The sequence below is a fragment of the Streptomyces sp. HmicA12 genome (genome assembly GCF_000373565.1).
Classification (GTDB): domain Bacteria; phylum Actinomycetota; class Actinomycetes; order Streptomycetales; family Streptomycetaceae; genus Streptomyces.
This window is the reverse complement of record NZ_KB891797.1, coordinates 692,882-717,198: the sequence shown is the minus strand read 5'-3', so window position 1 is coordinate 717,198 and position 24,317 is coordinate 692,882. Positions and strand designations below refer to the sequence as shown.

Sequence of the window (24,317 nt, the reverse complement as noted above, 5' to 3'; positions counted from 1 at the left end):
GGCTCGCCAGAGGTTCGCGCGTGACAACTGATCTGTCACATACGGGAGTTACGTATGGCTGTCGAGGACAACCCCGGATCACGTACCAGCTACGGCGAGGAACTGCGGCGGCGCCGCGAGGCGGCCGGACTCACGCAGGAGGAGCTGAGCGTGCGCGCGGTCATGTCGCGCACGCACATCGCACACATCGAGGCGGGGCGGCGCAGACCGGCCCTGGACGACGCCCGGCGCCTCGACAAGGTGCTCGACACGGGCGGCGTCTTCGAGACGTTCCTGCCGACGCAGGGCGAGGGCACGGTGGCGGAGCACTTCGAGGAGGCGCTGCGCCTGGAGGAGCAGGCGACGACGATCAGGGTCTACGGGCCGAAGCTCGTCCCGGGCCTCCTCCAAACCCCCGCCTACGCGGGGGAAGTGCTGGCGTCGGGCTTCCCGCCCAAGACCCCGGAGGCACGTGACAAGCTCCTTGTCACACGCCTCCGCCGCGCACGCGTTCTCGACGACTTCGAGAGCCCGGTGGTGTGGACACTCCTCGACGAGGCCGTACTGCGCCGCCCGGTCGGTGGCCCGGGAGTGATGTGCGAGCAGCTCTGTCACATCGTCGGATTGGGCGAAAGCCACCGCATCCGCGTGCACGTACTGCCCTTCTCCGTGGGCTACCACGCGCTGATGGAAGGCTTCGTCTCCTTGATGTGGTTCGAGGACCTGCCACCCGTCGCGTACGTGGAGGGACTGAAGACGGGCCGGGTGCTCGAAGTCCCGTCCGTGGTACGGCAATGCCAGGCGGCCTACGATCACGCCATGGGCGACGCCCTGTCGCACCAGAAGTCCCTGGCGCTGATCCGTTCCATCGCAAAGGATTACGAGCATGAGCAACGTGAGTGAGCAGCCCGCGACGATCCCGGACGCCTCCGCCCTGACGATGTGGCGCAAGTCCAGTTACAGCGGCGGCAGCAGCGGCGACTGCCTCGAAGTCAGCGACGCCTGGCGCAAGTCCACGTACAGCGGCGGCGACAGCGGCGACTGCCTTGAGGTCAACGACACCGCCCGCCCCACCCACGTCCCCGTCCGCGACAGCAAGCACGCGACCGGTCCGGCGATCGTGTTCGGGGCCGGGGCGTGGACGGCGTTCGTGGCGGCGGTCACGAGCGACGCGGCGTAGGGCATGTACGTGGCCGGGGCCGGGTCGACGCGGCGGAAGCTGCTCGGGATCGGGGCGGGGCTGGCGGTCCTGCCCGCCTGGTGGGCCCTGCGTAGGGCGACGACCCACGACGAGGGGGACTGGCACACCGACACCACTCCACTGGAGCGGGCGTTCCCGCTGCTGGGCCCGCTCACCGACGCCCAGTGGGTGAGCAGCCGCGACAATGACCGGGGCGTCCCGTCGTCGGAACTGGTGATCTCGGGCTTCGCCCGGCTGAGACCGGGGAAACTCGCCGAGCTGACGGCGGCCCACGCCTTCTTCTCCGAGGAGGCCGATGGCTTCTCTTCGTGGTTCGAGAAACCGCTCCAGGGCGAGGGACCGGAGAACCCTCAATGGGTCCGGTCACACGAACTCGACCGCGCCGACAGCGGCCACCTCACCAAACTGTGGTTCGACCGTCGCAGCGACACCGTTCGCTTCTGGGCACTCAACCCGTACGGCTAAAAAAAGAACGCGTCCCCGTCTATCGAGCCGCCCCACACCAGCGGACCATCAACGGGCGGCGAGGGCTCAGATCACCACCCGCCGACGAAAGCCCCAGCACCGCAGCCCCTCCCCACCCACGACCGTCCTGACCGGCGAGTTGAGCGCACCGCTCGATCAGCCGCCACCACCCGAACACAACGGACATCCAGGAAGGCGAGTCCCACGTTCCCCGGCCGGAGCCCGTGCCCCGACCACCGCCACCGTCATTCCCAGAAGTGCACTTCCCAGAAGTACGCTTCCAAGAACGCGGCGCCGGTCCCTCAGCCCTCGGACACCGCCACGAGCGCGGCGCCGGTGTCGTGTCCGAGCCGCGCGGCCCAGCGCAGCGCCTCCTCGAACGTGACGTCCGCACCGACCAGTTGAGCGGCGGCGAGCCCGGCCGGTGCCTTCCCCTCGTCGAGAAGGGCCGCCCACTGCTCCGCGCCGAGGGCGAGATAGCGCAGGCCGGACAGCTCACCGAGGGCGGGCAACTGCCGTACGTCAGCGCCGGACAGGTCGAGTCCGCGCAGCTCGGGCAGCGTGCGCAGCACCGCCACGTCCGTCGGGGCCGCGCAGGTCACCTCCAGCGCGGCGAGCCACGGATGCCCCGCGAGCGCGCTCAGATCGCCGTCGGCGAGGGTGACCCGCAGGGACTCGACCGGCAGGGCGCGTACGGGCGTCAGACCGAGCGCGGTGGAACGGTTGAGGTGCAGCAGGCGCAGGGCCGGGGCTGCGGCGAGCGGGGCGAGGTCGACGGGCTCGGCCTGGTCGTTGATGTGGATCGCCTGGAGGCCGGCCGGCACCTCGGCCGGTATGCCGCCGCCGATGTGCTGCACCGGGCTCTCCTCGTGGTGCGGGTGCCGCAGAGTCAGCCGCCCGCCCGTACCGTCCGCTCCGGCCGCTTCGTGCTCGTACGCGCCCTGGTCGAGGAGTTCCAGATAGTGGCCGAGGAGCGAGGTGACCGAGTCGGCGATGTAGGCGGGCCCGCCGTCGTGGTCACGGCCGGTGCCGATGAGCTGGCCGGGGCGGCCGTCGCGGGCGGGGACGGTGTCGGCGGAGACGAAGTTGCCGTCGTAGTGGGTCAGGAAGGGCAGCCAGCCCCGGTGGTGCCCGCAGCGGCGCACGGTGTCCGTGGGAACGGCGTCCAGGACGACCGCGTTCCACTCCAAATCCCAGCCGAACCAAGGGCGTTCGCCCTCCCACACACCCTCCTGGGAGTCGGCGACAAGGCTCCTGAGCGGCAGCCAGTCGCCGTCACGGAACACCCCGGCATGGTCGTCCCCGTCGGCGACCTGCCCGTACAGCGCACGCAGGTCGGCGGGCAGCGGCCGCCCGATGCGGCGTTCGGCGTCGAGGAGCGCGGACTCCGTTGCGGGCGGCGGCAGTTGGTCGGGGCGCCCGAGGAGGGCGGCCCGCCGCGCGAGCAGCTCCCGCATCCGGGCCACGGCGAGCCCCGGGTCACCCGCGGGCCCGGCGGTCCCGGCCTCCTGCCGCTCCCCCGGCTGCGGCAGCCGGTACTCCGGGTCGAGCACCACCTGGAACCCGTCCCCGTTCTCGTACGTCACCGATTCGTCGAAGGCGACGAAGCGGTACGTGCCGGACGGCGTGCAGCGGAGCTCGAAGCTGACCGGCTCCCAGCCGTACGCGGACCGCAACACCTCCCCCAACCGCATCAGTTCCGCGAAGGAGTTGGGCAGGAAGGCACCCGTCAGTCGCGTACCCCGGGCGCTGTAACCACCCTGTAGGGACGTCCCGCCGCGCCCCGTACGACCGTGCAGCACGGCGTCCGTCCAGCCGTCCGGCGCACCCGCGACGATCGCCTCGACGACGGGCCGCACCACCGGATCCACGGGGCAGGGTATTTCGGGCAGCACGAAGCATCCCTTCGACAGGACCGGGGGCACACCGGACCAGGGCGTCCGGCAGCGGCCCGGTTATACAACGGGCCGCGATGCGCCCGCGACCCTCGACACATTCCGGATGAAACGCCCCGGCCTGACGTGCCGCCAGGGACTCAGCCGACTGGCTCCCACCAGGAGGAGATCGCCCTGGCCGCGTCCCGAACATCAACCTCGTAGGCGCGGATCCCCACCACCAGATCCCGGGCATCCTTGGGCTCCGCGTCCAGCCGGTACCCGTTCAACCGAGCGAACTCGCACACGGCCAGCCAGGCGAACTGCAGATTGCTGTGCTCCAACGCGTCGTGACGTGCCAACTGCTCCAGCAGCGCGGCCGCCTTATAGCGAAGCGTGGGGTAGACCTCGCGCTCCAGCGCAACGGCGAACGCCCGGTCGCAGGCAGCTGTCAGGATGCCGAGATCGTCGATCTGCGGGTCGCGCGGGAGCGTCTCGGCGACGGTCAGCAGCTGGGGCAGTTCCATGCGGATCACCACTCGCCGGGCTCCAACTCCGCATCGCAGTCCGCCGCCCGCCGCGCGGCGAGACGGCGGTCGTTCTCACGATCGGCCTCCGCGAACGCCTCCGCGTACCGAGCCACACCATCCCGCACCGACCTCCGCAGCAACCGGTCAGCCTCCACGGACTCGGCGAGCAAGGTGTCATGCATGTGCGCCTGAAGGCTCTTCCCCTGTGCCTCCGCCCGCCGCCGCACCGCATCGAGCTCATCCGCACGGAGCCTTATCGTGACCGTCTTCATCTCCATGGCTGCAAAGCTAGCGATGCAGCCACGAGAACTATGAGGGTTCCCCGGAACATCCCGCACAAGGGTGACGCTGCGACGCCCCGCATCCGAGTCACACCGGCAGCCACGCAGGCCACCACCCCGGCACGTTGTCCGGAGCGCACTCCGGAACGCTCACGGGATAGCCCGCAGGGGCACCGCACACAGCCACCGCCACCCACCAGCATCCGAAGGTCGCCACCACTGCGACACCGACGGCGCCCCACACGCTCCGCCCCGCGAGACGCCCGCACGCCAGCCCCCACGCCAGCCCCCACGCGGACGCAACGGACACCCATGAAGGCGAATCTCACGCCCCCGACCAGAACCCGTGCCCGACCACCACCGTCGTTCCTTCGCCACGGGCACCACATCCGGCACCGGACTCGGCTCGGAGCTCACCCAGTGACCTACAGCACATCCGCACAACGTGTGACGTTCTTCGAAGGTCTTTCGCTGAATAGGACAACGACCCGCGTGACGCGGGGGGCATTTGTGAACTTCTTCAAGGGGTGGGGCATTTGAGCCCGCGACATTCGCGAGGAAAAGCGCAGGACGCACGCGCTACGCATGCGTACAAGCCGCTGAGTCTCAAGCGGAGGGCATGGATCACGGTCGGCGCGGTCGCGCTCGGTGGGGCGGGCGTGGTGACGTACGCGATGGCCGACCCGGGCAGCTCGGCGGGCCACCCCGCCGAGGCCCGCGCAGCGGCCGTGCACTCGGTGAGCCTGCGGACGAAGAGTGACCGCAAGGTCGTACCGCAGAAGTCGACGGAGCTCTTCAGCGCCGTGTCGGTGACGTGGGCCGACCCCAAGGACCAGATCGACGGCACGGCCCAGTTCCGCTCGCGCGACGCGGAGTCGGGCGACTGGAGCGCGTGGACGACGCTGCCGAAGGAGACCAACGACACCGACGGCGCCGAGCGCGAGCGCTCCGCGATCCGCGGTGGTACCGCGTCCGTGCCGACCAAGGCCGACGCGGACGGCGTCGAGGTGCGGGTGGTCGACGCCGACGGCAAGGCGTCCGACCTGCCGTCCGGCATGGACGTCAAGCTGATCGACCCGGGCACCGGCTCCGCCAAGGGAAAGAGCACCGGCATCGAGCCGGCCGCGTACTCCGAGGAGACGACGGCCCCGGCCACCACCGGCTCCGCCACGGCCACGGCCTCGGCCACGACGGATGCGGAGACCACCGCGCCGGAGACCACCGCACCGGCGAGCTCCGCACCGGCGTCCTCAGCGCCCGCGGACACCGCCTCGCCCACCCCGACCGAGACGGTCCCCGAGCCCCGCCCGTCGACGGTCGTCAAGCCGAGGATCATCACGCAGGCCCAGTGGGGCGCGGGCACCAACTACGACGGCACGCCCTCGTACGACACGGAGATCAAGGCCGCCGTCGTCCACCACACGGGTGTCGACTCCGACAACCAGGTGCCCTGCTCCCAGTCCGCCAAGCGACTGCGCGAGATCCAGCAGGACCACATATCCAAGGGCTACTACGACATCGGCTACAACTTCGTGGTCGACCGCTGCGGCCAGATCTTCGAAGGCCGCAGCGGCGGCATGGACCTGCCGGTGCACGGCGCCCACGACTACGGGTTCAACACCGACACGGTCGGCATCTCCTACATCGGCAACTTCGAGTCGGCCAAGCCGACCAAGGCCGCGCTCGACGCCATCGCGCGGGTCGTCGCCTGGAAGTTCGGCCAGTACGGCGTCTCGCCGGCCGGCACGGTGACCCTCCAGTCCAACGGTGACCTCGGCGTCGACGGCAACAAGGTCGCCCTGGGCAAGTCCATCACGCTGCCCCGCGTCTTCGGCCACAAGGACACCAACTCCACGCTGTGCCCCGGCGCGAACCTGTACCCGAAGCTGAGCCGCGTCGCCACGCTCGCCGCCACCCCCGGCATCTCGCACGCCCTGCCCTCCCAGAACGTCGTCGGCGACGCCACCTCCGACATCGTCGCCGGCATCCCGAAGGGCTCCAGCGGCGGCCAGGTCGCCCTCGTCCCGGGCAGCGCGTCCGGTCCGACGACCACCGGCAAGAAGCTGATCTCGCAGTCCAGCGGGGACATCCCCGGCGCGGGCGAGAGCGGCGACGAGTTCGGCGCGTCCACCGCGACCGGCGACATCAACGGTGACGGCTACGCCGACATCGCCATCGGCCAGCCCGGCGAGGACGACACCACCGGCCACACGAACCGCGGCGCCTACACCATCGTGTACGGCCCGGACTTCACCACCGGCACCGGCGTGAACCTCGACGGCAGCTACGACCTGACGAACGCCCGCTTCGGCTCGGCCGTCGCGGTCGGCGACTTCAACGCCGACGGCAAGGCCGACGTGTTCGCCGCGTCCACCGGCGTCGGCGGCACGTGGAGCGCCCGCTACGGCGACGGCTGGGACAGCGACGGCATGCTCACCACCAGCGAGGACAACCTGTCCTACGCGGACGCCGCGTCCGGCGACTTCAACCAGGACGGCTACGCGGACGTCGCCCTCAACTACCGCGACGGCGCCGGCCTCGGCAAGGTCGTCTGGTACAAGGGCGGCGCGGGCGGCCTGCGCAAGGTGGCCACCCTGTCGGTCAAGGGCGGCCGCTCCATCGCCGCCGGCGACATCAACGGCAACGGCGTCGACGACATCGTCATCGGCCAGCCCTACACCTCCGAGTCCGCCGCCCACTCCGGCGGCCAGGTCACCGCGGTCTACGGCGTGGCCGGCACGGGCCTCGGCACCAGCGTCACGACGGTCCACCAGTCCACGAGCGGCGTCCCCGGCGCGTCCGAGGCCGGCGACGCCATGGGCGCCTCGGTCGCGGTCGGCGACTACAACAACGATGGTTACGCGGACGTCCTGACCGGCGCCCCGAACGAGGACATCACCCGCACCTCGAACCGCTCCAACGCCGGAACGTCGCTGCTTCTGAAGGGCTCGTCCGGCGGCCTGACCGGCACCGGCGCGATCGCGATCTCGCAGGACGAGCCGGGCGTCCCCGGCTCGACCGAGACGGACGACAACTTCGGCTCCTCGGTGGCTCTCGCCGACCTGTCCGGCTACGGCCGGGCCGACCTGGTGATCGGCGCCGCGGGCGAGGACACGGGCAACGGCACGCTGCTGTACGTGCCGAGCAACAGCAGCGGCCTGGGCCTGTCGACGTCCAAGTACTACGGCGTCACCCAGCTCGGCACAAAGGCCGGCGCCCGCCTGGGCACCAACCTGGCGCCGTAACCCGGCAGTTCACACCGATCGACCGACAGGGCCGTGGGGGCCGCTCAGTCCCCCGCGGCCCTGTCGTGTACCCCCTGCAGTACGTCGAAGAGCTCACCGACCGCCGCCCTGTGGTCCGCGACCACGTCATCGGCCCGCTCCCCCGCCAGCTGCCGCCCGGCGGATTCCACGTACGCCACCCGGCACCCCGCGACGACCAGCGCGGCCGTCAGCCGCGCCCGCGGCTCACCGGCCCGGTCGAGGGCGCCCGCCAGCGCGGCCTCGACCTCCTCCACGCCCTCCCGCGCCCTCGCCCGCAGCGCCGCCGAGCCGAGCACGACGCGCCACAGCCAGACGAACGTGTCGCCGATCGCGCCCAACGGGTGCCGCTGGTCGACGAGTTCGAGCATCAGGCGGCGCAGCGCGGCGAGCGGGGTCTCGCCCTCGGCGCGCTCCTCGACGGCCCGCGTCACGAGGTCGACCGTCTCCGGGATGCGGTCGAGCAGCAGGTCCTCCTTGCGCGGGAAGTGGTTGAAGACCGTCATCGTGGAGACGCCGGCCTCCCGGGCCACCTCCGCGACGGTCACCTCGTCGAACCCGCGCTCCCTGAACAGCAGGGTCGCCGTGTCGGTGATGTGCTGCCGGGTCCGTGCCTTCTTCTGCTCTCTCAAGCCGCTCACGGAGTTCACTATAGCCACTACAAAGTTTTAGTGACTATAGTGAAATGCATGGACGCCATCACGGACGCACCTGTGGACGTAGTCGTGTGCGGCGGCGGGCCGGTCGGCCTGCTGCTCGCCTGTGAACTGAGGCTCGGCGGCGCGAGCGTCGCCGTACTGGAACGCCTCACCGCGATCGATCACACGATCAAGGCCGGGGCCATCAACTCCCCGTCCGCCGAGGCCCTTTACCGGCGCGGCTTCCTGCCCGAGATGGAGCGCGTGCAGCACGCCGCGATGGAGCGCTTCCGGGCGTTCCTGCGCGAGAGCGGGGGCGCCTCCGACCGGCACGGCCAGCACGGCCGCAAGGTGCCGCCCAAGTTCGCCGGACACTTCGCGGGGCTCCCGCTGGACGGCGCGCTCCTCGACGAGGGCGACCCGGAGTTCCAGGGCAAGGGACCCGCGGCCGACGTCGGCTTCCTCGCCCAGGCCCAGCTGGAGGAGCTGCTGGAGCGCCGGGCCGGTGAACTGGGCGTACTGATGTACAGGGGAAGGGAATTGACGGAGTTTCAGGAGACCGCCGACGGGATCACCGTGCGCGTCTCCGACGGATCCGTCCTGCGCGCGTCCTGGCTCGTGGGCTGCGACGGCGGCCGCAGCCGGGTGCGCAAGCTCGCCGGGTTCGACTTCCCCGGCACCCCACCCGAGATCACCGGCCACCAGGCACTCGTGGAGATGACCGGCGGCGAGGCCCTGCGGCCCGGCTGGAACACCACCTGCACCGGCGTGTACGCGTACGGCCCGATGCCGGGCCGCATCCTCACCGTCGAGTTCGACGGACCGCCCGCCGACCGCGAATCCCCCGTCACCGAGACCGAGTTGACCGCGAGCATCCGGGGCGTCACCGGCGTCGACGTGACCGTCACCGCCATCCGCTCCGCGACCCGCTTCACCGACAACGCCCGTCAGGCCACCACCTACCGCAAGGGCCGCGTCCTGCTCGCGGGCGACGCCGCGCACGTCCACTCCCCGTTCGGCGGGCAGGGCCTCAACCTCGGCATCGGCGACGCCATGAACCTGGGCTGGAAGCTGGCGGCCACGGTCCGCGGCACCGCCCCGGCCGGCCTCCTCGACACGTACACCGCCGAACGGCACCCCATCGGCGCCTGGGTCCTGGAGTGGACCCGCGCCCAGATCGCGGTCATGCGCCCGGACCGGCACGCCCGCGCGCTGCGCGCCGTCGTCGGCGACCTGCTCGGCACCGTCACCGGCACCACGTACTTCGTCAAGAAGATCTCCGGTGTCGAGCAGCGCTGCCCCCTGCCGGACGCGGTCGACCATCCCCTCGTCGGCCGCAGCGCCCCCGACCTCGAACTCGCCGACGGCACCCGGCTCGCCGACCACCTGCACACCGGCCGCGCGCTCCTGCTCGACCTCGCGGACTCGGCGGCCGTACGGAAGCACGCGGCCGACCACGACCCCGGCCGCCTCACCGTCGTGACGACGACGAGCCCCGGTCACCCGACGCCGGCCGCCCTGCTCGTGCGGCCCGACGGATGTGTGGCGTGGGCGGCGGACACCGACACCTGCGACGGGCTGCCGGAGGCACTGGCCCGCTGGATCGGCTGACCGGCCCGCCCGCCCGATTTGCGCCCCCGCTTGCGCCGGCGCCCGCGCATGGGTTACTCACTACCTCCCACGGGCACGGCCCCGGTCGCAGGAGGGGGCGGCCGGGTCCGGGCCACGTGCGCGGCCGGTCACGGGGCGGCGATCAGCAGCTGTGTCACCACACGGGGTCGTGACACAGCTCCTCACCTCGCGACCACGCCCAGCCGGTCGAGGAAGCGGAAGAACAGCTCCTCCGCCGACGGCTCCGGCCGGGCCCGCAGCACGTCGAGCAGCGGCGCCCCGCCGACCGTCCGCCCACCCTCGGCGGCCCAGGCGACAGCACGCTCGGCGGCGTCGCCCGGCGGCAGGAAGTAGTCCTCCAGGGCGATCTCGTCCCCGCCGAGGTATCCGGCCATCTCGGCGCGGCCCAGACACGTCGTCCAGGCCCCGCTGTGCGGCGCGGCCGCCTCGACGACGGCGCAGCGGCTGTCCATGACGTAGGCGAACAGCGCGGGCGAACCCGTCTCCGCCGCAAGGGTGTTCATGCTCCCCACGTCCGGCGTCTGCTGCCCCTCGCCGCCACCGCCGGGGCACTCCCACACCTGCCATCTGTCGGCCCGCTCCTCCAGGAGCGCCAGCTCGTCCCGTACGCCGCCCAGCGCGTCGAGCCCCTTCAGTGGGTGCTCGCTTCTGGCCACCACGTAATAGCCCCAGTAGCCCATGCCCGTGCCCCCGTCCCCGTACTTCTTCGCGACTCAGGCCGAATAGACCACAGCTGTACGGGACTTCGCCACCAAAAGGCCCGAACTAGGCGGCGACCGGACCGGGCACGGTCGACCCCTGCACCTTTTCGTTCTGCAGCCGCGTCAGGGACCGCACGAAGGCGATGGCGGCGATGGCGGCCACGATGTCGAGCACGTCGCTGAAGACCAGCAGCCCGATGCCCGACATGATCTCGTCGGGGGTCTCGGCACGGCCGTCCATACGGCTCGCGAACCGCCCCACGAACAGGTCCCCGAGCCACAGGAACCACCACAGCTCGACCATCCAGGTCCGCGCGCGGCCGAGTTCGGGCTCGCCGGCGCTGGCGTGCCAGGTGTCGAGCGCGATGCGGCGCGGGAACCAGAGGCTGACGATCGGCACGACGAACCCGAAGATCACCCACGCCCGTGCCTTGCTCTGCCCGGACGGGACGAACACATGGGCGTTGTCCCGCACCCGCAGGAACCAGGCGATGAAGCCGACCGCCGAGGCGACCAGCGTCAGCAGCTGGATCCGGCCCGACCACACGTACAGGTCGTCGAGGCGCCGCGCGTCGCTGTCGTAGAGGACCGACCAGTCACCGGCCGTCGCGTCGGACGCCAGCCGGTACTCCCCGATGCCCGCGGCGACGGCCACCAGATCGGCCGCGACGACCAGGCACAGCAGCGCGACGGCCACCGTGGCGAGCCGGTTCGGCGAGCGCAGCAGCGCCCACCGGGCCGTCGGGTCGTACGGCGCGGACGGCACCGGCGGCGGCAGCGGCGCGTCCGCGACCGGCTCGCGCCCCGGCGCGGGCGTCAGCTCCGCGAACGCGGCGTCCGCGCACCGCGAGCACAGCCCGTCCTCGACCAGCGCCCGATTCTTCCCGCATCTTCTGCACAGCACGGCCGCGCACCCTCCCCAGGGACCGCCGCGTTCCCTCCGGCCCCCCGGCCGCGCGACCTGCGGACTTTACCTCAGCCCAGGCGGTCCGCGAGGTCCACGAACTGCGCCCACGTCGGCTCGGGCTCACGCGCGTCCCACAGCTTCTGCACGGTGGCCCGCAGCGGCATCCGGATCCCCCGCGCGACCTGCTCCGCGGTCTGTGACTGCGCGAGATCGCACCACACGGCGAAGGAGCCGCCCAGGATCTGGTCGTCGTACTTGGCGGGGACCGGCGTCGTGCCGCGCAGGACGAGCGGCGTCCAGCTCTCGTAGATCCGCTGCCCGGTCGGATAGACGAAGGTGTTGGGCTGCCCGAGCACGTAGTAGAGGTACTCGTCGTTGTAGTTGGTGACCTTGCGGCCCGCGCTCAGGTACGAGACCGGCTCCCGCGCGCTGTACTCCTTGCCGGTCCAGTACGCGACCTCGACATCCTTGTCCGCGTCGACGACCCCGCCCGTGAAGAACCCGTCGTTCCAGGCCTTCAGCTTCCGGTCGTACGGGGCCATGGTCTTCGCCCGGTCGTTGAGCCATCCCGTGGCGAGGTCCTGCACCCGCGCGTTCGCCCCGTACCTCTGCCGCGCGGCGCGCGCCAGCTGCGGGTAGGACGCCTCCGGGTTCGTCTTCATCAGGGCCCGGTACTCGTCGGCGCCCAGATGCCAGTACGCGCCCTTGAACAGCTGCGCGTACTCCTTCAGCAGGTCGTCGACGATGTCCGCGGCGGCCGGCTTCGAGATGTCGACGGCACCGCGGGCCGGCAGTCCGCCCGCGTCGCGCAGCTGCAGATCGGGGTGGGCCTTGATGACGGCGCCCAGGTGCCCGGGCGAGTCGATCTCCGGCACGACGGTGATGTGCCGCTGCGCGGCGAGCGACAGGATCTCCCGGACCTGCGCCTTGCTCAGCCGGTCGGCGGAGACGATCTCGGGATGCGTGTCGGACTCGATCCGGAACGCCTGGTCGTCGGAGAAGTGCAGACCCAGCTGGTTGTACTTGAGGTCGCCGATCTCCCGGATCCGGTCCTTGATCCAGTCGGCCGTGAAGTGCTTGCGCGCGATGTCGAGGTTGAACCCGCGCTGCGGCTTGGCGGGCTCGTCCTCGACGACGCCCTCGGGCGCGGTGGCCCCGCCGTGCACCTCCTGCTTGAGGGTCCGCGTCCCGTAGAACACCCCGCTGTCGCTCGGCGCGACGATCCGCACCCGCCCGTCGCCGACGGTCAGCCGGTACGACTCGGGGTCCTCACCGTTCCCGCCGTCCGCGCCGCCGAGCGCCAGCTCCACGTCCCCGGGCCCGGCCTCCCTCTCCCGGCCGGACTCCCCTTCATAGGCGAGCCCCAGTTCGTCGGCGATCAGCCGCCCCTCGTCGTCGAGCTCCCCGTCCCGCACCACGACCCGCCCGCCCTCGCCCGGCTTCCAGCCGGGGCCGTGCGCCGGTGCGAAGTCCCGCACCGAGGGGATCGTGCGCGGGGGCGAGGACAGCGGGTACGACCGGCTGGGCGACGGCGTGGCCGACGCCGCCGACTTCCCGTCGGAGGGCGCCTCCCCCGTCGAGCCGCCCTCACCATCGGGCCACAGCACGGCCGTGAGCACCACGGCTCCACCGGCGACGACCAGGGCCCCACCGAGAAGGACCTTCCGCTCTCGCTCCACGTACACCTCAACTCCCTAGGGGCGCGGGGAACTGCGCGAGCTACCACGACGAAACCCGCACCCGCCGACGCTCATCATCGCTACGCCGCAAAGGCGCACCCCGCAACGACACCCACCCACACCTGTCCACCCCGGGCCGCCAAACTCCCCGTGCGGGTGAAATTCGCGCATCCGTCGGACACCCGCAATCAGCCCTCGCTAGCGTTACGCCACAAACAAAACGCCGCACCACACAAACTCCGCACAACATCCACCAGCCGCCGGAGGCATCCGCTGCCCGCGCACCACCCCCCTCACGCACCCGGACACCAGGCCATACCGGTCCAGTCCGGACCGCACGGGGGACTCACCCACTTCAACGCACTGCCGCAGGACTTCGCCGTGAAGGCGCTGCTCACCTGTTGCGGCAGTCACGCCTGGGCGCACCGGCTCGCCGCGCACCGCCCGTACCCGGACCTGGACGCGCTGCTCGCGGCCGCGGACGAGGCGTCGTACGACCTCGCGCTGGACGACACCGTCGAGGCCCTGACCCGGGAAGAGCTGCCGCTGCTGCCGGACGCGGCCGCCTACACCGCCGCGTACACCGCCCTCGCCGCGGCGCACGCCGCCTACCGGTCCCGCTTCGGCCGCGACTTCGTCGTCTGCCTGGACGAGACGGCACCCGGCGAGGCGCTCAACCACGTGCTCGGCGCCCTGCGCGACCGCCTCGGCAACGACCAGGAAGAGGAGCGGGTGCTCGCCGCCGAGGAACTGCGGCGACTCGCCCGGGGCCGGATCGCGCGACTTGTCCGGAATCTTCCGGCGAGCAGAACCGGAACCCCGGACGCCGCACCCCGGGAAACCGTCGGCAATAGCCCGTACGTGCCTGTTTGATTGCCTGTTTGATCACACATAAGGCCCCCGTGCGGGTGTCCCGACAACTCGTCGATACGATGACGAGCGGCCGGTGGACCGTACCCGGCCGGGCCCGACCGACAGTGAAGCCGGCGCGGCCCTCAGTCCCCGCTCCCGGAGGGTTCTTCCGTGCCGGCTGGAACGCTGTACCGCGGCCGGGAAGGCATGTGGTCGTGGGTGGCTCATCGAGTCACCGGTGTCCTCATTTTCTTCTTCCTGTTCGTACACGTCCTGGACACCGCTCTCGTCCGCGTCTCGCCCGAGTCGTACGACGATGTTGTCTCCACCTACAAGACGCCGATCGTCGCGCTGCTGGAGTACGGCCTCGTCGCCGCCATCCTCTTCCACGCGCTCAACGGCCTGCGTGTCATCGCCGTCGACTTCTGGTCGAAGGGCCCGCGCTACCAGAAGCAGATGCTCTGGTCCGTCGTGGGCATCTGGGTCGTCCTGATGGTCGGGGCCCTGTACCCCGTCCTCGGCCACGCCGTCCGTGAACTCTTCGGGAGCTGAGGCCAGACATGACCGCTGACACCAACCTCTCCAAGACGAGCGGCGTCGGCCCCGTCGAGGGCGTCGCCCTCTACGACGTCGACAACCCCGCGCCGTACATCGAGGCCCCGCGCAAGCGCACCTCGAAGACCCCGCGCTCCACGCGCGGCAACTTCGAGATGGCCGCCTGGCTGTTCATGCGCCTGTCGGGTGTCGTCCTCGTCGTCCTGGTCCTCGGCCACCTGCTGATCCAGCTCGTGCTCGACGGCGGCGTCTCCAAGATCGGCTTCGCCTTCGTGGCCGGCCGCTGGGCGTCCCCGTTCTGGCAGGGCTGGGACCTGCTGATGCTGTGGCTCGCGATGCTGCACGGCGCCAACGGCCTGCGTACCGTGATCAACGACTACGCCGAGCGCCCCACCACCCGTATGTGGCTGAAGGGCCTGCTGTACGCCGCGACGGTCTTCACCGTCCTGCTGGGCACGCTGGTGATCTTCACCTTCGACCCCAACATCCGTTAAAGCCGAGGCGAGCGAAACCGTGAAGATTCACAAGTACGACACCGTCATCGTCGGCGCCGGTGGCGCGGGCATGCGCGCGGCCATCGAGTCGACGAAGCGCAGCCGCACCGCCGTGCTGACCAAGCTCTACCCCACCCGCTCCCACACGGGCGCCGCGCAGGGCGGCATGGCCGCCGCGCTGGCCAACGTGGAGGAGGACAACTGGGAGTGGCACACCTTCGACACGATCAAGGGCGGCGACTACCTGGTCGACCAGGACGCCGCCGAGATCCTGGCGAAGGAGGCCATCGACTCGGTCCTCGACCTGGAGAAGATGGGCCTGCCGTTCAACCGGACGCCCGACGGCACGATCGACCAGCGCCGTTTCGGTGGCCACTCGCGCAACCACGGTGAGGCCCCGGTCCGCCGGTCCTGCTACGCCGCGGACCGCACCGGCCACATGATCCTCCAGACGCTGTACCAGAACTGCGTCAAGGAGGGCGTGGAGTTCTTCAACGAGTTCTACGTCCTTGACCAGCTGATCGTCGAGGAAGACGGCGTCAAGAAGTCCGCCGGTGTCGTGGCCTACGAGCTCGCGACCGGTGAGATCCACGTCTTCCAGGCCAAGGCGGTCATCTACGCCTCCGGCGGCACCGGCAAGTTCTTCAAGGTGACGTCGAACGCGCACACCCTGACCGGCGACGGTCAGGCCGCCTGCTACCGGCGCGGGATCCCGCTGGAGGACATGGAGTTCTTCCAGTTCCACCCGACCGGCATCTGGCGCATGGGCATCCTCCTTACGGAAGGCGCCCGTGGTGAGGGCGGCATCCTCCGTAACAAGGACGGCGAGCGCTTCATGGAGAAGTACGCGCCGGTCATGAAGGACCTCGCGTCCCGTGACGTCGTGTCCCGCTCCATCTACACGGAGATCCGTGAGGGCCGCGGCTGCGGTCCCGAGGGCGACCACGTCTACCTCGACCTCACGCACCTCCCGCCGGAGCAGCTCGACGCCAAGCTTCCGGACATCACCGAGTTCGCGCGCACGTACCTCGGCATCGAGCCCTACACGGACCCGATCCCGATCCAGCCGACCGCGCACTACGCCATGGGCGGCATCCCGACGAACGTCGAGGGTGAGGTCCTCGCGGACAACACCACCGTCGTCCCCGGTCTGTACGCCGCCGGTGAGGTCGCCTGCGTCTCGGTGCACGGCGCCAACCGCCTCGGCACCAACTCGCTGCTCGACATCAACGTCTTCGGGCGTCGTGCGGGCATCGCGGCCGCCGAGTACTCCCACAAGGCCGGCTATGTCGAGCTGCCCGAGGACCCGGCGTCGCTGGTCGTCGAGCAGGTCGAGCGGCTGCGCAACTCGACGGGTACCGAGCGCGTCGCGGTCATCCGCAACGAGCTGCAGGAGTGCATGGACGCCAACGTGATGGTGTTCCGCACCGAGCAGACGATCAAGACGGCCGTCGAGAAGATCGCCGAGCTGCGCGCCCGCTACAAGAACGTCTCGATCCAGGACAAGGGCCGGCGGTTCAACACGGACCTGCTTGAGGCCATCGAGCTGGGCAACCTGCTCGACCTGGCCGAGGTCATGGCGACCTCCGCCCTGGCCCGCAAGGAGTCCCGCGGCGGTCACTACCGCGAGGACTTCCCGACCCGGGACGACGTCAACTTCATGCGCCACACCATGGCGTACCGCGAGGTCGGCGACGACGGCTCCGAGTCGATCCGTCTCGACTACAAGCCGGTCGTCCAGACCCGCTACCAGCCGATGGAGCGTAAGTACTGATGGCTACCCCGACCATGGACAAGGCGGAAGCGGCAGGCGCACCCGAGCCCGGCTTCGCCGACTCCCCGTACATCACGATCACGCTGCGCGTGCGCCGGTTCAACTCGGAGGTCTCCGACGAGTCGACCTGGCAGGACTTCCAGCTGGAGATGGACCCCAAGGAGCGGGTTCTCGACGCGCTGCACAAGATCAAGTGGGAGCAGGACGGCACGCTGACGTTCCGTCGCTCCTGCGCGCACGGCATCTGCGGCTCCGACGCGATGCGGATCAACGGCAAGAACCGTCTGGCCTGCAAGACGCTTCTCAAGGACATCAACCCCGAGAAGCCGATCACGGTCGAGGCCATCAAGGGCCTGACGGTCCTGAAGGACCTGGTCGTGGACATGGACCCGTTCTTCCAGGCGTACCGCGACGTCATGCCGTTCCTCGTCACGAACGGCAACGAGCCGACGCGTGAGCGCCTCCAGTCCGACAAGGACCGGGCCCGCTTCGACGACACCACCAAGTGCATCCTGTGCGCCGCGTGCACGTCGTCCTGCCCGGTGTTCTGGAACGACGGCCAGTACTTCGGTCCGGCCGCCATCGTGAACGCCCACCGCTTCATCTTCGACTCGCGCGACGAGGCCGGGGAGCAGCGCCTGGAGATCCTCAACGACCGTGACGGTGTGTGGCGTTGCCGCACGACGTTCAACTGCACGGACGCCTGCCCGCGCGGCATCGAGGTCACCAAGGCGATCCAGGAAGTGAAGCGCGCGCTGATCACGCGCCGCTTCTGACCTTCCGGGTCACGCCTGTCCGTGGGCCCCGCTCCCTCGTGTTCCGCACGAGGGAGCGGGGCCCACGTGCGTTCACCGGCGTATCTGGCTCAGGATCGTCGGGTCGGTGATCCTCGTGTCGTCGGCGAGCAGCGTCGCCTTGCTGAGGACGACGGCCAGGGTGCGGTCGCCCTCGAAGGGCAGGTAGCCGGTCTGCGGTCCCGCGCCGGTGCCCGACTTCGGGACGATGCACAGGTACTGGTCGTTCGGCGTCATCAGGATGTTCCCCGAGCCCAGGTGGATCTTGTACGTGTGCAGCTCGCCCTTGACGTGCAGGAAGCGGCCCTCGATGGTGCAGCGGTCGGCGATCGCCAGGCGCGGGACGAGGCGCTCCAGCAGGACGCGGCGGGTCTCGGCGCTCTGGTTCAGCTCGCCGAAACTGTACGAGGACCAGTACGCCTGGAAGCGGCCGCCGGGGCCGCCGTCCTGCCACGTCGGGTCGTTGCCGACGCTGGCCACGCCGACGAACAGGTCGACGTCGCGCAGGACTTCGGAGAGGACGAGCGGCGGGATGTCCTCCAGGGGCAGCGGCTCGACGGGGTCCGCGCCGTCGCGCAGCCACATGCGGTACTCGCCGCCGTAGCAGTGCGCCGAGTTCTGCGGGGCGTCGATCGGGTAGAAGCGGACCTGGTCGGTGCGCAGCCGCAGATAGCTGCCGGACTCGGTGGTGTCGACGCCGTACTCCTCGCCGTCGCCCTCGATCCAGTACTCGGCGCGCAGGCCCCACTGCGACAGTTCGCGCGTCGCGGGCGGCGCCTCGTCGTCGACGCAGAGCCGCAGCTTGTTGCGCCAGCCGCGGACCGCCGCGAGGGAGTGGAACTGGTGCTGGCGCACGACGTGCGCGGCGAACCGGTTCGAGTACGTGCCCGTCGCCCGCTCCGCGTCGGTGAGCAGGTACACCTCGCGGTGGGCCTGTTTGAACGGCTGGGTGACCTGGTGCCGCTCCAGCCAGTCGCGCCAGGCGACCACCTCGGCGGGCTCGCGGCCGACGGGGTGCCAGAGGGTGACCTCCCGGCCCGCCTCGACCGGGTCGTCCGTCAGGGTGCGCAGCGCGCCGTCCGCGTACCCGGCCGGGGTGCCGTCGACGACCCACAGCAGGCGGCGGGCGAGAGTGCCGACCAGCGGATGGTCGAGGTAGCGCTCGCGCCAGGCGTCGTACGTCCAGACGCGCCGGGCGAGGAACTGCCGGTCCAGGCGCTCGACCTGGGCGCCGAGCATCTTGCCGATGTCCTTGACGGCGGCCTTGAGTTCCTTGAGCTCGTCGGCGTGGTCGCGCTTGACGGCGGCCGGGACCGACTTGATCTCCTTGCCCGCCGCGGTGCGCCAGCGCAGGACCGCCGCGGTGCCGTGGACCTCCAACAGAGCTGTGGTGTCGCCCAGTTGGAGGGTCGCGCCACCCACCTCGGTCAGTCCGTAGGCGGGCACTGCCAGTTCCTCCACCTCCTCGCGGGTCAGCCCGAGGGCCCGCGCGTGGGCGTCGAGGGCGGCGCCGAGCAGCTTGGCGGTCGCCTTGTAGGTGACGCGGGTGGTGAGCCGGGCCAGCTCGGCGAGCGCGGCATCGCCGTCGATCCTCGCCAGCGCGTTCACCCCCGCGTTGGCCACCTTGGGGTTGACCGGGCCGAGCCCGGCGACCTTCTTCAGCGCCGTCTCGACGAGGGCGCCGAGCGTGCGGGCGGTCTCCGGGTGGGCGGGGAGCAGGGCGAGGATCCAGGTCAGACCGCGCAGCGCGTTGGCGTTGTACGGGTCGAAGGTGCGGTTCGCGTCGGGCCCGTGCCGCGCGGTGGTGAACTCGAAGGTGCGGGGCCGGCCGACGAGCGGGAGCCAGCCGAGCACCGCCGCCCGCACGGCGTCGGGGCCGAGGGGGTCGATGAGCGCGAGGGCGGCCTTGTCCCACTTCGCCGTGGGCTTGGCCGCCGTCGCGGTCGCGGCGTGTGCGAGCAGGGCCCGCCACGGCTCCTCGGCGGCCTCCTCCATGGCCCGCTCGGCCCAGGCCTCTCCCACGTTCAGCACGGGGTCCGTCAGCCGCTTGGCCAGGGCCGCCATCTCCGGACGTCGGTACGCCTCCAGGGCGCACCGGCGCAGGAACGCCACCACCGGCGCGGACAGCGGGCGGCCGGCGGCCAGTTCGTGCTCGGCGACGGCCTCCAGGCCGGCGGCCCACCAGATGGAGTCCTCCAGTCCGAGCTTCTCCAGCTCGGTGATCCGCTCGGCCGCGAGCGGATCACCCGGCAGATCGGCGCCCACCTCCTGCAGCAACCGCAGCACCTCCACCCTCACCGGCCGGTCGGAGCGCGACGCGGCGTACAGCCGGCCCAACTCCCCCGCGACGTCCGCGCGCAGCGCGGGATCGAGTCTCTCCAGCACGACGAGGACCTGGCCCCACACATACCCCCGGAACCCCTCCTGGTTCATCGCCGCGCGCAGCGCCTCGTAGGCGAGCGGACCGGCCTCCCGCGCGGCGACGTGGCCCTGCACCTTGTCCGGACTGATCAGCATCTCCATGGTCAGCCACCCACCAGCGCCACGAGCTTGAGGAACGTCACCTCGACGCCGAGCGCCAGCTCGATCTCCTCGTCCGGCTCCGTCACCTGGCGGTCGCCGACGAGCACCAGGAAGCCGTTCCCCGCGAACGCCGCCAGGGCTCGCTCGGTCTGCGCCTCCGGGTCGATCCGGCGCGGTGTGCGCAGCGCGTACCCGTTCAGCACGCGCTCCGTGTCCTCGGGCCGCACGAGGCCCTGGAACACCTGCGAAGCCGGTCGCGCGTTGAACTCCGCGACCTCCTGGAAGACCCGCCGCCGGATCAACTCCCGCACGGTGAGCCGCTCCTCGGCGATCTCCAGCCCGAAGGCCGCGCCCCTGTCCCCTGATGTCGTCTCGTCGACGAACGTCACCATCCCCATGCCGAAGACGGTACGGGCCACCACTGACAATCGGCCGGGACCCTCAGCCGGACAGGCCGCCCTCCACCGCCACACCCCGCTCGAAGAACGTCTCCAGGACCACCGTCGCCTGCGTCCCGCTCACGCCCTCGATCGCGTACAACCGCCGCAGCACGTCCTGGAGTCGGCCGGGCGTCGCCGATCGCACCTTCAGCAGGAGCGACGCGCTGCCCGCGATGACGTGGGCCTCCACGATCTCCGGGATCGCCGCGAAGGCCGCCGCCGATTCGCCCATCCAGGCCGAGGACTCGACCATCACGTACGCGAGGACGTCCTGGCCGAGCGCCGCCGGGTCCACGTCGACGGTCGTGCGCCGGATGACGCCCCGCTCACGCAGCTTGCGTACGCGCTCGTGGGCCGCGCCCGCCGAGAGGCCGGCCTCCTTGCCGAGCGCCGCGTAGGCCGTCGTCGCGTCGCGCTGCAGCGCCGCGATCAGCTTCCGGTCGATGTCGTCCACGATCTCCATGGCGCAACCGTATCTCGTTCTGCCATAGTCGAGTTCAGGCGAATGAGATTCGGCATCGAACTTCTGGAGGCTGACCGTGTCCATCGAGCGCGTCCCCGTCTCGTACGACATCCTGGACGACCGCTTCCGCACCGAACGCTGCGCGAGCGGCGACCACTTCTTCCAGGTGCTGCACAACGAGGGCCGCTGGGTGGAGGGGCCGGTCTATCTGCCCGCCTGGCGCCAGCTGATCTGGAGCGACATCCCCAACGACCGGCTGCTGCGCTGGGACGAGGCCACCGGCGCCGTCGGCGTCTTCCGCTCCCCCGCCGGGCACGTCAACGGCAACACCCTCGACCGCCAGGGCCGGCTCATCAGTTGCGAGCAGGGCAACCGGCGGGTGACCAGGACCGAGCACGACGGGCGGATCACCGTGCTCGCCGACCGCTGGCAGGGCAAGCGGTTCAACAGCCCGAACGACGCCGTGGTGCGCTCGGACGGCTCGGTGTGGTTCTCGGACCCGGACTTCGGGATCACCAGCGACTACGAGGGTTTTCGCGCCGAGTCCGAGATCGGGGCGAACCACGTCTACCGGATCGACCCCGGTAGCGGTGAAGTGCGGCTGGCCGCCGACGGGTTCGGGGCGCCGAACGGGCTCGTGTTCTCGCCCGACGAGCGTCAGCTGTACGTGTCCGACACGCGCGGCGGCGTCCTGCGCGTCTTCGACGTACGGGAGGACGGGACGCTCTCCGACGGCAAGGTGTTCGCCGAGACGCGGGACGGGCTCGGCCGGTTCGACAACATCCGCTTCGACGACGACGGGCGGCTGTGGGCGGCGGCCATGGACGGCGGCGTGCACTGCTACGACCCCGACGGCACGCTCCTCGGACGCATGCTCACCCCGGAACCGGTAGCCAACATCGCCTGGGGCGGCCCCAAGAACAACCTCATGTTCCTCGCCGCGTCGACGTCCCTGTACTGCCTGATGACCGCGGTGACCGGGGCGCCACGGATCTGACACCGTCGCGGACGGGCCGGAATGAGCCGTATTTGCCTGATGCACGCCTAATCTGACGGTATGTCATCTGACCAGCTGGACATCCGCGGGTTCGACAACGCCCTGCTCCCCGTCGGGGACCTGCCCGAGGCCGTCGCCTTCTACGAGCGCGCCGGGTTCCCCGTGACGTTCCGGCTCGACGAGGCCGGGATCGCCCTGCTCGGAGTGGGGAAAGAGACGCCGGGGCTGCTGCTGCGCGCCGAGGACGGCTTCGGGCAGCGGCCGCCCGCGTGGCCCGCGGTGCGGCTGTGGCTGGAGGTGCCGGACGCGAAGGCCGCGGCCGGGGCACTGCGGGCCGCGGGGATCGAGCCGCTCGACCCGCCCTTCTCCACCTCCACCGGGTACGTCGTGGAGTTCGCCGACCCGTGGGGCAATGTCATCGGCTTCACCGACTACCTCAAGAGGCCCGAACTCGCCCGCACTTGAGACCCGCGTCACCTTCGGCCCCGCACGACGACTCTCGCTTGAACGCGTTCAAAAACAGGGCTAGATTCACCCCTGTCAGCGTTTTTGAACGCGTTCAAGGAGGGTGGGGCATGGACCTCACAGTCGTCGCATACGCCGTCTACCTCGTCGTCAGCATCGGGCTGACCATCTGGGTGGCGCGCACCCTGAGCCGTAACGGCCGGATCTTCCTGGCCGACGTGCTGCACGGGAACGAGAAGCTCGCCGACGCCGTCAACCACCTCCTGGTGGTGGGGTTCTACCTGGTGAACCTCGGCTTCGTGGCCCTGTACCTGAGCGGCGACGAGACCATCGGCAGCACGCGCGAGATCTTCGAGGCGCTCTCCACCAAGCTCGGCGTCGTGCTCCTCGTGCTCGGTGTGATGCACCTGGGCAACGTCTACGTCCTCAACAAGATCCGGCGGCGCGGCGTCATGGAACGCGAGCTGCAGCCGCCGGTCCCGCCGCAGGGCTGGGCCGCTCCGGTGGCCGGGGCGTGACAGCGGTGGGAGTCACGAGGGAAGCGGACCGGGGCACGGGGGTGGCCCCGGTCCGCCGGCTCACCGTCCTGTACGACGCGGAGTGCTCGCTGTGCACGTTCGTACGGAACTGGCTGGTCAAGCAGCGCCAGCTGGTGCCGCTCGACCTCGTGCCCGCCGGGCACTCCCGGGCCCGGGCGCTCTTCCCGGACCTCGATCACTCGGCGACGCTCAGCGAGATCACCGTGATCGCGGACGGCGGGCAGATCTACCGCGGCCAGGCAGCCTGGGTCGTGTGCATGTGGGCGCTGCGCGAGTACCGGCCCACCGCCCACCGGATGGCCACGCCCGCCGGGATGAAGATCGCCAAGCAGGTGGTGCTCGGCGCGGCCAAGTACCGCGAGGCCCAGTGGGGCGCACGGGCCGGCGGCGGGGCGTACCGGCGGGCGGACGGCTGGACGTACGACCCGAAGCACGGCTGGTTCCACGAGGCGTACGGGTACGGGGGCGCCGCCTCCCGAGGCGGGGCCCCGGCGCGGGATGCCGCCTGTGACGGCGGCTGCCGGGCGGCCGATTAGGCTCGACGGCGTGGCAGCAGACAAGACCGTGAAGAGCGAGCAGACGCGGGCGCTGATCCTGGAGACCGCGATGCGGCTGTTCCGGGAACGGGGCTACGACAAGACCACGATGCGGGCCATCGCCCAGGAGGCCGGGGTCTCGGTCGGCAACGCGTACTACTACTTCGCCGGGAAGGAACACCTCATCCAGGGGTTCTACGACCGGATCGCCGCCGAGCACCAGGCAGCGGTCCGGCCGGTGCTCGACACGGAGACCGATCTGGAGGCGCGGATCGCGGGCGTGCTGCGGGTGTGGCTGGACATCGCGACGCCGTACCACGAGTTCGCGGCCCAGTTCTTCAAGAACGCGGCCGACCCCGAGTCGCCGCTCAGCCCCTTCTCGCCCGAGTCGGAGCACGCCCGGGAGGCCGCGATCTCCGTGCACCGGGAGGTGCTCGCCGGGTCGAAGGCGAAGGTGCCGGCCGAACTCGCCGAGATCCTCCCGGAGTTGATGTGGCTGTCGCAGATGGGGCTCGTCCTGTACTGGGTCTTCGACTCGTCGGAGGGGCGCGAGCGCAGCCGGCGGCTCGCCGAGCGCGGGGCCAGGCTGACGACGCGGGGCGTCTCGCTCGCCCGGTTCCGGGTGCTGCGGCCGCTCGTCCTGGAGGTGCACGAACTGTTCACCGACTTCCTGCCGGGGATGACCCGGCCCAGGGACGCGTAAGCCGGGCCCCTCTTACCTTTGCCTCAGCTTGG

25 protein-coding genes are annotated in these 24,317 nt (G+C 70.8%); 15 read left to right on the top strand and 10 right to left on the bottom strand.

Annotated elements, in window-relative coordinates:
- Positions 1-54: 54 nt before the first annotated feature.
- From B072_RS0103510 to B072_RS0103500, 3 genes are read left to right on the top strand one after another with little or no spacing between them, the layout of a single operon-like run.
- On the top strand, positions 55-882 hold the full coding sequence (locus tag B072_RS0103510) for a helix-turn-helix domain-containing protein (RefSeq protein ID WP_018528542.1): 828 nt from the start codon (positions 55-57) through the stop codon (positions 880-882).
- The gene (locus B072_RS0103505; RefSeq protein ID WP_018528541.1) at positions 866-1,159 is read left to right on the top strand and encodes a DUF397 domain-containing protein; all 294 of its coding nucleotides are present in this window, start codon (positions 866-868) and stop codon (positions 1,157-1,159) included. Before B072_RS0103510 ends, B072_RS0103505 begins: the two co-directional genes overlap by 17 nt.
- Before the next feature lie 3 nt (positions 1,160-1,162).
- Entirely contained in the window at positions 1,163-1,645 is a 483-nt protein-coding gene (locus B072_RS0103500; RefSeq protein WP_018528540.1) for a hypothetical protein, read from the top strand.
- A gap of 302 nt (positions 1,646-1,947) precedes the next feature.
- Here B072_RS0103500 and B072_RS0103495 read toward each other — a convergent pair whose 3' ends face one another.
- The 3 genes from B072_RS0103495 to B072_RS42285 all read right to left on the bottom strand — a co-directional run bounded on the left by B072_RS0103495 (position 1,948) and on the right by B072_RS42285 (position 4,327).
- Positions 1,948-3,516 carry an SMI1/KNR4 family protein gene (locus B072_RS0103495; protein ID WP_018528539.1) on the bottom strand — a complete coding sequence of 523 codons (1,569 nt, stop codon included), beginning with the start codon at positions 3,514-3,516 and terminating at the stop codon, positions 1,948-1,950.
- A gap of 164 nt (positions 3,517-3,680) precedes the next feature.
- Positions 3,681-4,046: a fic family toxin-antitoxin system, toxin component gene (locus tag B072_RS0103490; protein WP_158689136.1), complete on the bottom strand. Its 366-nt coding sequence runs from the start codon at positions 4,044-4,046 to the stop codon at positions 3,681-3,683.
- A gap of 5 nt (positions 4,047-4,051) precedes the next feature.
- Positions 4,052-4,327: a hypothetical protein gene (locus B072_RS42285; protein WP_158689135.1), complete on the bottom strand. Its 276-nt coding sequence runs from the start codon at positions 4,325-4,327 to the stop codon at positions 4,052-4,054.
- 662 nt (positions 4,328-4,989) lie between these two features.
- Between B072_RS42285 and B072_RS0103480 the strand changes: the two genes are divergently transcribed.
- The gene (locus B072_RS0103480; protein WP_324603816.1) at positions 4,990-7,575 is read left to right on the top strand and encodes an N-acetylmuramoyl-L-alanine amidase; all 2,586 of its coding nucleotides are present in this window, start codon (positions 4,990-4,992) and stop codon (positions 7,573-7,575) included.
- A 44-nt stretch (positions 7,576-7,619) separates the two neighbouring features.
- On the opposite strand, the gene B072_RS42280 is transcribed toward B072_RS0103480, so the two are convergent.
- Positions 7,620-8,225 (bottom strand): TetR/AcrR family transcriptional regulator, encoded by a 606-nt coding sequence (locus B072_RS42280; protein WP_018528536.1) that lies wholly within the window; start codon positions 8,223-8,225, stop codon positions 7,620-7,622.
- Between the two features lie 57 nt (positions 8,226-8,282).
- Between B072_RS42280 and B072_RS0103470 the strand changes: the two genes are divergently transcribed.
- Entirely contained in the window at positions 8,283-9,842 is a 1,560-nt protein-coding gene (locus B072_RS0103470; protein WP_018528535.1) for an FAD-dependent oxidoreductase, read from the top strand.
- 182 nt (positions 9,843-10,024) lie between these two features.
- Here the strand turns inward: B072_RS0103470 and B072_RS0103465 are convergent, their stop codons facing one another.
- The 3 genes from B072_RS0103465 to B072_RS0103455 form a co-directional block, all read right to left on the bottom strand.
- Positions 10,025-10,543, bottom strand: a complete 519-nt coding sequence (locus B072_RS0103465) for a hypothetical protein (RefSeq protein ID WP_018528534.1) — start codon at positions 10,541-10,543, stop codon at positions 10,025-10,027.
- 85 nt (positions 10,544-10,628) lie between these two features.
- On the bottom strand, positions 10,629-11,468 hold the full coding sequence (locus B072_RS0103460; RefSeq protein WP_018528533.1) for a DUF4328 domain-containing protein: 840 nt from the start codon (positions 11,466-11,468) through the stop codon (positions 10,629-10,631).
- A 71-nt stretch (positions 11,469-11,539) separates the two neighbouring features.
- Positions 11,540-13,156 (bottom strand): beta-N-acetylhexosaminidase, encoded by a 1,617-nt coding sequence (locus B072_RS0103455; RefSeq protein WP_018528532.1) that lies wholly within the window; start codon positions 13,154-13,156, stop codon positions 11,540-11,542.
- Between the two features lie 309 nt (positions 13,157-13,465).
- On the opposite strand from B072_RS0103455, the gene B072_RS42275 reads away from it, so the two are divergent.
- The 5 genes from B072_RS42275 (at position 13,466) to B072_RS0103430 (ending at position 17,601) form a co-directional block, all read left to right on the top strand.
- Entirely contained in the window at positions 13,466-14,023 is a 558-nt protein-coding gene (locus tag B072_RS42275) for a 2-oxo-4-hydroxy-4-carboxy-5-ureidoimidazoline decarboxylase (protein WP_086020326.1), read from the top strand.
- Positions 14,024-14,173: 150 nt separating this feature from the next.
- Complete coding sequence (gene sdhC, locus B072_RS0103445; RefSeq protein WP_078506261.1) at positions 14,174-14,554, top strand: succinate dehydrogenase, cytochrome b556 subunit; 381 nt, start codon at positions 14,174-14,176, stop codon at positions 14,552-14,554.
- A gap of 8 nt (positions 14,555-14,562) precedes the next feature.
- Complete coding sequence (locus B072_RS0103440) at positions 14,563-15,051, top strand: succinate dehydrogenase hydrophobic membrane anchor subunit (protein WP_018528529.1); 489 nt, start codon at positions 14,563-14,565, stop codon at positions 15,049-15,051.
- 19 nt (positions 15,052-15,070) lie between these two features.
- Entirely contained in the window at positions 15,071-16,825 is a 1,755-nt protein-coding gene (gene sdhA, locus B072_RS0103435) for a succinate dehydrogenase flavoprotein subunit (RefSeq protein ID WP_018528528.1), read from the top strand.
- Positions 16,825-17,601 (top strand): succinate dehydrogenase iron-sulfur subunit, encoded by a 777-nt coding sequence (locus B072_RS0103430; RefSeq protein WP_026245405.1) that lies wholly within the window; start codon positions 16,825-16,827, stop codon positions 17,599-17,601. Before sdhA ends, B072_RS0103430 begins: the two co-directional genes overlap by 1 nt.
- A gap of 72 nt (positions 17,602-17,673) precedes the next feature.
- Here the strand turns inward: B072_RS0103430 and B072_RS0103425 are convergent, their stop codons facing one another.
- The 3 genes from B072_RS0103425 to B072_RS0103415 are packed head-to-tail and all read right to left on the bottom strand — an operon-like array spanning position 17,674 to position 21,045.
- Positions 17,674-20,142, bottom strand: coding sequence for a DUF4132 domain-containing protein (locus B072_RS0103425; protein WP_018528526.1), 2,469 nt, complete (start codon positions 20,140-20,142; stop codon positions 17,674-17,676).
- 2 nt (positions 20,143-20,144) lie between these two features.
- The gene (locus B072_RS0103420) at positions 20,145-20,540 is read right to left on the bottom strand and encodes a hypothetical protein (RefSeq protein WP_026245403.1); all 396 of its coding nucleotides are present in this window, start codon (positions 20,538-20,540) and stop codon (positions 20,145-20,147) included.
- A 43-nt stretch (positions 20,541-20,583) separates the two neighbouring features.
- Positions 20,584-21,045, bottom strand: a complete 462-nt coding sequence (locus B072_RS0103415) for an Lrp/AsnC family transcriptional regulator (RefSeq protein ID WP_018528524.1) — start codon at positions 21,043-21,045, stop codon at positions 20,584-20,586.
- 76 nt (positions 21,046-21,121) lie between these two features.
- On the opposite strand from B072_RS0103415, the gene B072_RS0103410 reads away from it, so the two are divergent.
- The 5 genes from B072_RS0103410 (at position 21,122) to B072_RS0103390 (ending at position 24,285) form a co-directional block, all read left to right on the top strand.
- Positions 21,122-22,042, top strand: a complete 921-nt coding sequence (locus B072_RS0103410) for an SMP-30/gluconolactonase/LRE family protein (protein WP_018528523.1) — start codon at positions 21,122-21,124, stop codon at positions 22,040-22,042.
- A 60-nt stretch (positions 22,043-22,102) separates the two neighbouring features.
- A complete protein-coding gene (locus tag B072_RS0103405; protein ID WP_018528522.1) occupies positions 22,103-22,507 on the top strand; it encodes a VOC family protein in 405 nt (134 codons plus the stop codon).
- A 110-nt stretch (positions 22,508-22,617) separates the two neighbouring features.
- The gene (locus B072_RS0103400; RefSeq protein ID WP_018528521.1) at positions 22,618-23,025 is read left to right on the top strand and encodes a hypothetical protein; all 408 of its coding nucleotides are present in this window, start codon (positions 22,618-22,620) and stop codon (positions 23,023-23,025) included.
- Positions 23,022-23,582, top strand: coding sequence for a thiol-disulfide oxidoreductase DCC family protein (locus tag B072_RS0103395; protein WP_051127067.1), 561 nt, complete (start codon positions 23,022-23,024; stop codon positions 23,580-23,582). The genes B072_RS0103400 and B072_RS0103395 overlap by 4 nt, the downstream gene beginning before the upstream one ends.
- Positions 23,545-24,285 (top strand): TetR family transcriptional regulator, encoded by a 741-nt coding sequence (locus tag B072_RS0103390; protein WP_043243110.1) that lies wholly within the window; start codon positions 23,545-23,547, stop codon positions 24,283-24,285. The genes B072_RS0103395 and B072_RS0103390 overlap by 38 nt, the downstream gene beginning before the upstream one ends.
- The last annotated feature ends 32 nt before the right edge of the window (positions 24,286-24,317 follow it).

Coding starts and splice junctions, on each gene's coding strand:
- B072_RS0103510 (WP_018528542.1), top strand. CDS start 55: ATGGCTGTCGAGGACAACCCCGGATCACGTACCAGCTACGGCGAGGAA.
- B072_RS0103505 (WP_018528541.1), top strand. CDS start 866: ATGAGCAACGTGAGTGAGCAGCCCGCGACGATCCCGGACGCCTCCGCC.
- B072_RS0103500 (WP_018528540.1), top strand. CDS start 1,163: ATGTACGTGGCCGGGGCCGGGTCGACGCGGCGGAAGCTGCTCGGGATC.
- B072_RS0103490 (WP_158689136.1), bottom strand. CDS start 4,046: ATGGAACTGCCCCAGCTGCTGACCGTCGCCGAGACGCTCCCGCGCGAC.
- B072_RS42285 (WP_158689135.1), bottom strand. CDS start 4,327: ATGGAGATGAAGACGGTCACGATAAGGCTCCGTGCGGATGAGCTCGAT.
- B072_RS0103470 (WP_018528535.1), top strand. CDS start 8,283: ATGGACGCCATCACGGACGCACCTGTGGACGTAGTCGTGTGCGGCGGC.
- B072_RS0103465 (WP_018528534.1), bottom strand. CDS start 10,543: ATGGGCTACTGGGGCTATTACGTGGTGGCCAGAAGCGAGCACCCACTG.
- B072_RS0103440 (WP_018528529.1), top strand. CDS start 14,563: ATGACCGCTGACACCAACCTCTCCAAGACGAGCGGCGTCGGCCCCGTC.
- B072_RS0103430 (WP_026245405.1), top strand. CDS start 16,825: ATGGCTACCCCGACCATGGACAAGGCGGAAGCGGCAGGCGCACCCGAG.
- B072_RS0103425 (WP_018528526.1), bottom strand. CDS start 20,142: ATGGAGATGCTGATCAGTCCGGACAAGGTGCAGGGCCACGTCGCCGCG.
- B072_RS0103420 (WP_026245403.1), bottom strand. CDS start 20,540: ATGGGGATGGTGACGTTCGTCGACGAGACGACATCAGGGGACAGGGGC.
- B072_RS0103415 (WP_018528524.1), bottom strand. CDS start 21,045: ATGGAGATCGTGGACGACATCGACCGGAAGCTGATCGCGGCGCTGCAG.
- B072_RS0103405 (WP_018528522.1), top strand. CDS start 22,103: ATGTCATCTGACCAGCTGGACATCCGCGGGTTCGACAACGCCCTGCTC.
- B072_RS0103400 (WP_018528521.1), top strand. CDS start 22,618: ATGGACCTCACAGTCGTCGCATACGCCGTCTACCTCGTCGTCAGCATC.
- B072_RS0103390 (WP_043243110.1), top strand. CDS start 23,545: ATGCCGCCTGTGACGGCGGCTGCCGGGCGGCCGATTAGGCTCGACGGC.